The 6,819-nt window shown below is 60.3% G+C and carries 5 protein-coding genes; 4 read left to right on the forward strand and 1 reads right to left on the reverse strand.

The features are described 5' to 3' along the window. The coding region (locus AC1DKV_RS39755; RefSeq protein ID WP_477139667.1) for an MFS transporter at positions 1 to 1,237 on the reverse strand (1,237 nt) is incomplete at its 3' end. 331 nt (positions 1,238 to 1,568) lie between these two features. Between AC1DKV_RS39755 and AC1DKV_RS39760 the strand changes: the two genes are divergently transcribed. The 4 genes from AC1DKV_RS39760 to gorA all read left to right on the forward strand — a co-directional run bounded on the left by AC1DKV_RS39760 (position 1,569) and on the right by gorA (position 6,290). Beyond that, positions 1,569 to 2,318, forward strand: a complete 750-nt coding sequence (locus AC1DKV_RS39760; protein ID WP_441624357.1) for a glutathione S-transferase family protein — start codon at positions 1,569 to 1,571, stop codon at positions 2,316 to 2,318. Positions 2,319 to 2,404: 86 nt separating this feature from the next. Continuing rightward, the gene (locus AC1DKV_RS39765; RefSeq protein ID WP_477139668.1) at positions 2,405 to 3,700 is read left to right on the forward strand and encodes a 3-hydroxybenzoate 6-monooxygenase; all 1,296 of its coding nucleotides are present in this window, start codon (positions 2,405 to 2,407) and stop codon (positions 3,698 to 3,700) included. A gap of 123 nt (positions 3,701 to 3,823) precedes the next feature. Continuing rightward, entirely contained in the window at positions 3,824 to 4,723 is a 900-nt protein-coding gene (locus AC1DKV_RS39770) for a LysR family transcriptional regulator (RefSeq protein ID WP_477139669.1), read from the forward strand. 175 nt (positions 4,724 to 4,898) lie between these two features. Continuing rightward, positions 4,899 to 6,290, forward strand: coding sequence for a glutathione-disulfide reductase (gorA, locus tag AC1DKV_RS39775; RefSeq protein WP_477139670.1), 1,392 nt, complete (start codon positions 4,899 to 4,901; stop codon positions 6,288 to 6,290). Positions 6,291 to 6,819: the final 529 nt, after the last annotated feature.

The raw sequence follows: 6,819 nt of genomic DNA on the forward strand, positions 1-6,819 counted from the left end.
GGCTAGGAACGCTCCACCCGATGTCCAGCAACACCCCAACCACGATTGGCGACATCATTCCGCCAACCCAGAGCGTTAAAGACACGGCATGGCTAGGAACGCTCCACCCGATGTCCAGCAACACCCCAACCACGATTGGCGACATCATTCCGCCAACCCAGAGCGTTAAAGACACGGCATACAGTCCAGCAACGGAGGCCGTAAGGGCGGCACCGAGTAGCACGGCTATCCCCATCCCGATCTTGAGGGACATGATGTTGGCACCGAAGCCGACCATGAGCAGGGCGCCGCCCAACAGCGTCATGGTGAGCAGTTGACRCAGGCCAAGCCGGGCAGCCAGCAGGCCAAACAGCGATGAGCCGACAATGCCTCCAAGATTGAGCAACACCCCTCCGGTAATACCTTGCTCGGCTGACAGGCCCGCCTCCACCAGAAGCTTGGGGGTCCAGCTTGCAACGAAGTAATAGCTGCCAATTACGAAACAGAACGCTGACCAGAGCGCCAGAGTCCGGGCCAGCAATGGCCTCTTGAGCGGTGCGCTCCAGCCCTCCCAGRCATTCGCTGCGTTGGTGTCCGTGGTCGCGGCGGGCAACGCGGCAATTGGAGGATGCTTCATTCTGGCCAGTGTGCGATTGATTCTTACGAGCGCGTCGGCAGGGCGCTTGGCCAGCAGGAGGTCGAGCGACTCAGGCAGCACTGCGAACGCCATGGGAATGGCCAGAATCGTAGCCAGACCCCCGAACGCGAAAACACTTCGCCATCCCCAGACTGACAGCAGGTAACCCGCAATAACCCCACCCACAGCAGCCCCGACGGCATATCCCGTATGCTGCATGACAATGCAGGTACTACGCCATTTGTTCGACGCATACTCGCCGGCGATCACAGTAATGCTCGCAACCATGCCGCCGATACCAAGCCCCGTGTAGAGGCGCACAGCTGCAAGCTGCATGGCGTTTTGGGTGGCGGCGCTCACCAACATGCCGCTGCCTACAATGCAGAGGCAGAGCAGTATGAGCTTGCGACGGCCAAATCGATCACCAAGCGGCGCGATCAAGATTKATCCGGCACCCATGCCAATCAACCCCGCGCTAAGCAGCATGCCGAACTCCTTGCCATTCAGTTGCCAGTCACGCGCTAGGCGTGCCGTTGTGAATGCCATTGCCAATACATCGAACCCATCKAGCATGTTCAGCACGATGCAGACGATCACGGCCATCGTCTGAAGTTCACTCATAGGCGACTCATCTATCGTTCTTCGAATATCTGCGATCACTTAGTCATCCTCCAGAATGCTCAAAAATCGAGTTATAGACCGACGTTCTGTGCACTGTGCTGCGTCGTGGGGTGCACGATCGATGAAGTGCGACCGTGCGGCAATAGCACGACGGGAAAGACCGTTATTCAGAAGTCGAATGATCTCCTTGCGGGCCAGTAATGACGCCGGAATCACGCTTGTAGAGGCGTTGAAAATTCCGAGCACATGCCGCTTTCACGGGCTCTTGGATTGACCGAAAGATTGGCGTGGACGTACGCTGCGGTCACCTCAACCGAACACGGAGACTCACATGCTCACGCTGTATCACGATTGGCGCTCGTTCTGTTCAATCAAGGTCCGCCTTTGCCTCGCCGAGAAGGGCCTCCCCTGGGAAAGCAACTTCGTCGATCTGATGAAGCTTGAACACACCAGGCCGGAATATCTCGCCCTCAATCCAAACGGCGTTGTGCCCACGCTTGTCCATGATGGCGTTCCCATCCACGAAAGCACGCTCATCAACGAATACCTGGAAGAAGTATTTCCCGAAGTTCGCCTGATGCCAGTTGATCCGGTCGAACGCGCCCGTGCACGCTTTTGGGTGAAGTATGAAGATGATGTGCTCCACCCGGCGATCCGGCCAGCCACGTTCGCGCTGATGATGAGTCCCGACCTGGCGCAGCGCTCGGATGCCGAGCTGGTTGCCATGGTCGACGCGCATCCCAACAAGGCGCGCGCGGAAGAGCTTATTAGCGCAGCACGCGCGCCGATCGACGAAGCTAAGGTCGAAGCCGCACGCCTGAATATGAGTCGTGCTCTGGAACGCATGGAGAGCCGGCTCACGGAGACCCGATGGCTCGGCGGCCGCGAATACTCGTTGGCGGATATTGCGGCGGCTCCGTTCATCGATCGGCTCGAAGAGCTGAACCTGTCGGGGCTCTGGTCCACCAAGCCTGCGTTGATGGACTGGATTGCGCGAACGAAGGAGCGGCCGGCCTACCGCGAGGCCATTCCCGACAACTCCCAGCGGTTCGCGGCTGCCTACCGCCCGCAGGAAGCCTGAGCCAACCGTGCCGCGAGCCGGCTCAGGCAGGCGGCACGAGTGGCGGTCCTTAGTAAGTCGATTGAACTGAGGTGGAGGAAGTCTCAATGACCAAGATGAGCAGGAACGATCTACCGATCATCGTCTCCGGTGGCGGTATTGGCGGCCTCGCATGCGCATTGGCGCTAGCTCAGAAGCGGTTTCGGGTGCTTGTATGCGAACAAGCGCCCCGCTTCGGCCAAGTCGGCGCGGGGCTTCAGGTCGCGCCGAATGCCTTGTCGGTGCTGGATGCGCTTGGCGTCGGCGCCGAGATCAAACGACAGGCGCTGTTGATCGAGCAGATGCTGATGATGGATGGCATCAGCGGCGAGCCTGTAGGTGTTATCCCCTGCGGCAGCGAGTTTCAGCAGCGCTTTTGCAATCCCTATGCTGTAGCACATCGCGCCGATGTGCACAGCGCCTTGCTGGAGGCGTGCGACCAGCATCCCCTCGTCGAACTGAGGACTGATACCAGGATTGTCAGATACGAGCAGTACGGAAATATCGTCACAATCACCACGGATGCTGGTGCAACGCTTCGTGGAGCCGCGCTTATTGGCGCCGACGGCGTCCACTCKAGGATCCGGCAGCAACTGATCGGGGATGGCGACTMAGTGCCAATCGGTGCGGTGATCTACCGCGCCCTGGTGCCCGTATCCCGCATGCCTCCCGAGCTGCAGCATCCCTATCCCACTTTGTGGACCGGACCCGATGCGCATTTGATCTACTACCCGGTACGAGACTGGAGTCAGTTCAATGTCGGCGCGACTGTCAGGACCGACCGCGGGGAAATGCAAGAAGGCGAGGCGTCACCCGAGGAGGCCGCMGCCGCATTCGCGGATTGGGCCCCGGAACCCAGGCGCGTGTTGTCGCTGGCCCCGGTGTTCCAGCGCTACGTGCTCCGTCAACGCGCGCCAGTCGCTAACTGGACCGCCGGCCGTGTGACCCTGCTGGGCGACGCAGCACATCCCATGGTGCAGTACATTGCACAGGGTGCTGCCATGGCGCTCGAAGATGCGATCTCGCTCGCCACAGAGCTGGACGCCGCAGATGGCGCCTGCGAACAGGCGTTTCAGAGGTATCAGGATGTGCGGATCGTGCGGTCGGCGCGCGTTCAGATTTCATCGCTGATGCTGGACCGGATCTACCATGCTGGCGGTGTCGAGCGTCTAGTACGCAATTCGGTCTTTGAGGGTCGAACGCCATCCGAATACTACGACCGGCTGGCATGGCTGTTCACCGCGCCGGCATATGTGCGGCAATGGCGCGCGTCGCCCGATTGCGTCGCTGCCGAAGATGGTATGCACGTCGCTACTGACTCCGAGAAAAGGGATGACACTACTCAGCCACAGCGGGTATGTTAAGCTTCGCACGGCTCCCGATGGCGTYGCTACCATGAGGCATTCACGGTAGCGAGCCTGGCGGACGCTCCCGTTCCGCGCGCACCGGCGCGCATCGACTCAGCAACGGATCGCTTCATTCTGCGCATGGATCAGTTCGACCTTAATCTGATGCGTATCTTCGACGCCTTATGGCGTCACCGCCATCTGGGAAGGGCTGCGGAAGAGCTCGGGCTTAGCCAGCCCGCGTTGTCGCATGCGCTGAAGCGCTTGCGCGAGCAGGTGGGAGACGTGCTTTTCGTCAAGGCCCACGCTGGCATGCAGCCATCAGCCCGGGCGGTCGACATCGCGCCGGTCATACAGGACATGCTCGCCGGGGTACGGGAGCGTATCCTTGTCACACCGCAGTTCGAGCCGTMATCGAGCAAACGGACCTTCACTATCGCGATGTCGGATATTGGTGAGCTGACGTTCCTACCGCGGCTGCTACGGCATTTGGCTAGCGTGGCGCCCCATGTGAGCGTCAAGACCGTATCATTGAGCCCGCGCGAACTCGGCGAGGGGCTGCAGCGCGGCGAAGTAGACCTCGCAATGGGGCACTTGCCAGACCTTTCCGGCACGGACATGTACCAGCAGCGGCTGTTCACTCACGGCTTCGTCTGCCTTGCTGGAAGGAACAACCCACTCGCTGTCAGAACCCTAACTCGGGAACGATACTGCCGAGCCTCCCACGCGGTGGTGCAATCCGAGAGCCGCACTCATGATCTCGTAGAGCGATATCTGCGGGAGAACGGCATCCAAAGAAATGCGCAGCTATGCTGTCCGCACTTCCTCAGCATTCCGCACGTGATCGCCACAACGCACCTGATTGCCACMGTAAGCCAATCGATCGGCGAGGTCTACGCTGATCACGCCGAGTTGCGTCTGCTTGCCCCTCCCTTCGACTTCCCTCACTACGACGTGAAACAGCACTGGCACCGTAGCCAACATGGTGACCCCGGTAACCGCTGGTTGCGCGGGGTCAACACGGCATTGTTCTGCAAGTAGCCACTGCGCGGCGGCTGTCATTCAAAACGCTAATCAGCGTCTTTACCCCCACGGCATTGCCTGATGCGTCTGCTTTMGACGATAGTCAGCCCGGTATTCCGCGTACTCATTCGCTGGGACTTGCCGGTTTGACCGGCTCACGGAGCTTCCTATGCAGAACCAAATCAAGAAGAACATGCAGGCCTTCGACGTCGACATCCTGGTGATTGGCGGTGGCAGCGGAGGTGTGCGCGCTGCTCGCCTGGCAGCTGGGCACGGCGCACGCGTCGCCCTGGTGGAGCAAGGTGCCATGGGCGGCACGTGCGTCAATGCCGGTTGCATTCCCAAGAAGCTTTACAGCTACGCGGCGAGCTACGCGCACGCTTTCGAGGAGGCAACCGGCTTTGGCTGGGCGTTGCCAACCGGCCAGCTACTCGATTGGCCCACACTCAAGCATCGACGTGCGGCAGAGATCGCTCGCCTCAATGAGATCTACGAGCATATGCTTGCGACCGGTGGCGTCGAGGTTCTTCACGGCCGTGCTCGGCTGGCCGATGCGCACACGGTCGTAATCGGAAATCAACGKATAACGGCAGAGCATGTGCTAGTCGCCACCGGCGCGTGTGCGAGCCTTCCTGACATCCCCGGCCGGGAACTGGTGATGACATCGGACGCGATGTTCGATCTTCCGCAAGTGCCCCKACGATTGCTGGTGGTCGGCGGTGGCTATATCGCTTGCGAATTCGCTTCAATCTACCGTGCGCTTGGCGCCGAGGTAATACTGGTACACCGTGGCGCGGGACTGCTCAGCGGCTTCGACGACGACGTCCGGGAGTTCCTGCAAGGAGAGATGGCAAAAGATGGTATCGAGTTTCGGTTCAACTCTACCGTACGAGAGGTACAGACTGAGGCCGGGCATCGCATCGTCACGCTGAGTGACGGCGAGCGGATTGTGGCAGACGCCGTTCTCTGCGCGACCGGCCGAAAGCCGAACACGAGTGGACTTGGACTAGAAGAGATCGGCGTCGCCCTAACACCCGACGGCGCCATTGCGGTCGACACCTGGTTTCAGACGAGCGTGCCGTCGGTCTATGCCGTGGGCGACGTGATCGACCGCGTACAACTCACACCTGTCGCGCTGCGGGAAGCGACCGTGCTCATAGACAGGTTGTTCGGTAGCGGCACACTTCACATGGACTACGCCACCATTCCGACGGCGGTGTTCACCCATCCGAACATCGCGACCGCAGGCCTGAGCGAGACACAAGCACGCGCACGCTTCAACCGGGTAGCAATCTACCGCAGTACCTTTCGCCCGTTAAAGCATACATTGAGTGGCAGGGTGACGCGTACGCTGATGAAGCTTGTGGTCGACTCCGACACCGACCGCGTGGTCGGGGTACACATGGTCGGTGAAGAAGCGGGTGAAGTGGTACAGGGCTTTGCCGTGGCAATGCGCGCGGGCGCCTCGAAGGCTCAGTTCGACAACACTGTCGGCATCCACCCCACGGCAGCCGAAGAGTTCGTCACAATGAGAACGGCCGTTACCGAGCCCCATTACGAAGTTCCCGTCGGATCTGAGTACTAGTGTTTGACCCTGCCATTGGGTGGCGGCACAGGAAAAACAGCTTATCGCCAACCTGCGGGGAGAACGAAGGTCGCAGATCGCAACTATGCGCCGATTGCATGCGGGCACTTGGTTGATTCAGCGGCGACGCAGCTTCTGACCAGTTCTACGCCTGCTGCTCGCCGGCCGAAGTCAAGAGGACGTGAGCAAGCTGCTTGGCCTAGCCTGGCCAGCACGCGAACCTTCAACCGGATTAGGGCCACGTAGATTCGCCACGTCGATGGCGTCGGAAGTGCCMGAACATGGCTTGGTGCTGCCCAATCGAGCGGGCGGCAAAGGCCGCCGATCCGCGCCGGCGGCCTCGCGACGCTGCCAGTCGGCGTAGGCGAGGGTAGGGTTGATAAGCCAAAKAGTGTCGCGGACTGTCAGAGGCTTGGCCGGGATTGGTAAATATCTTAGGCTTCAAATATTTACGAATTCCGGCCAAGCCTCTGCCAGGCGAAAACCAACAGAGCAACACCGGAGTCTTTGCTATCACGCGACACGCTGG

Source organism: Cupriavidus sp. 05T41, assembly GCF_056396525.1.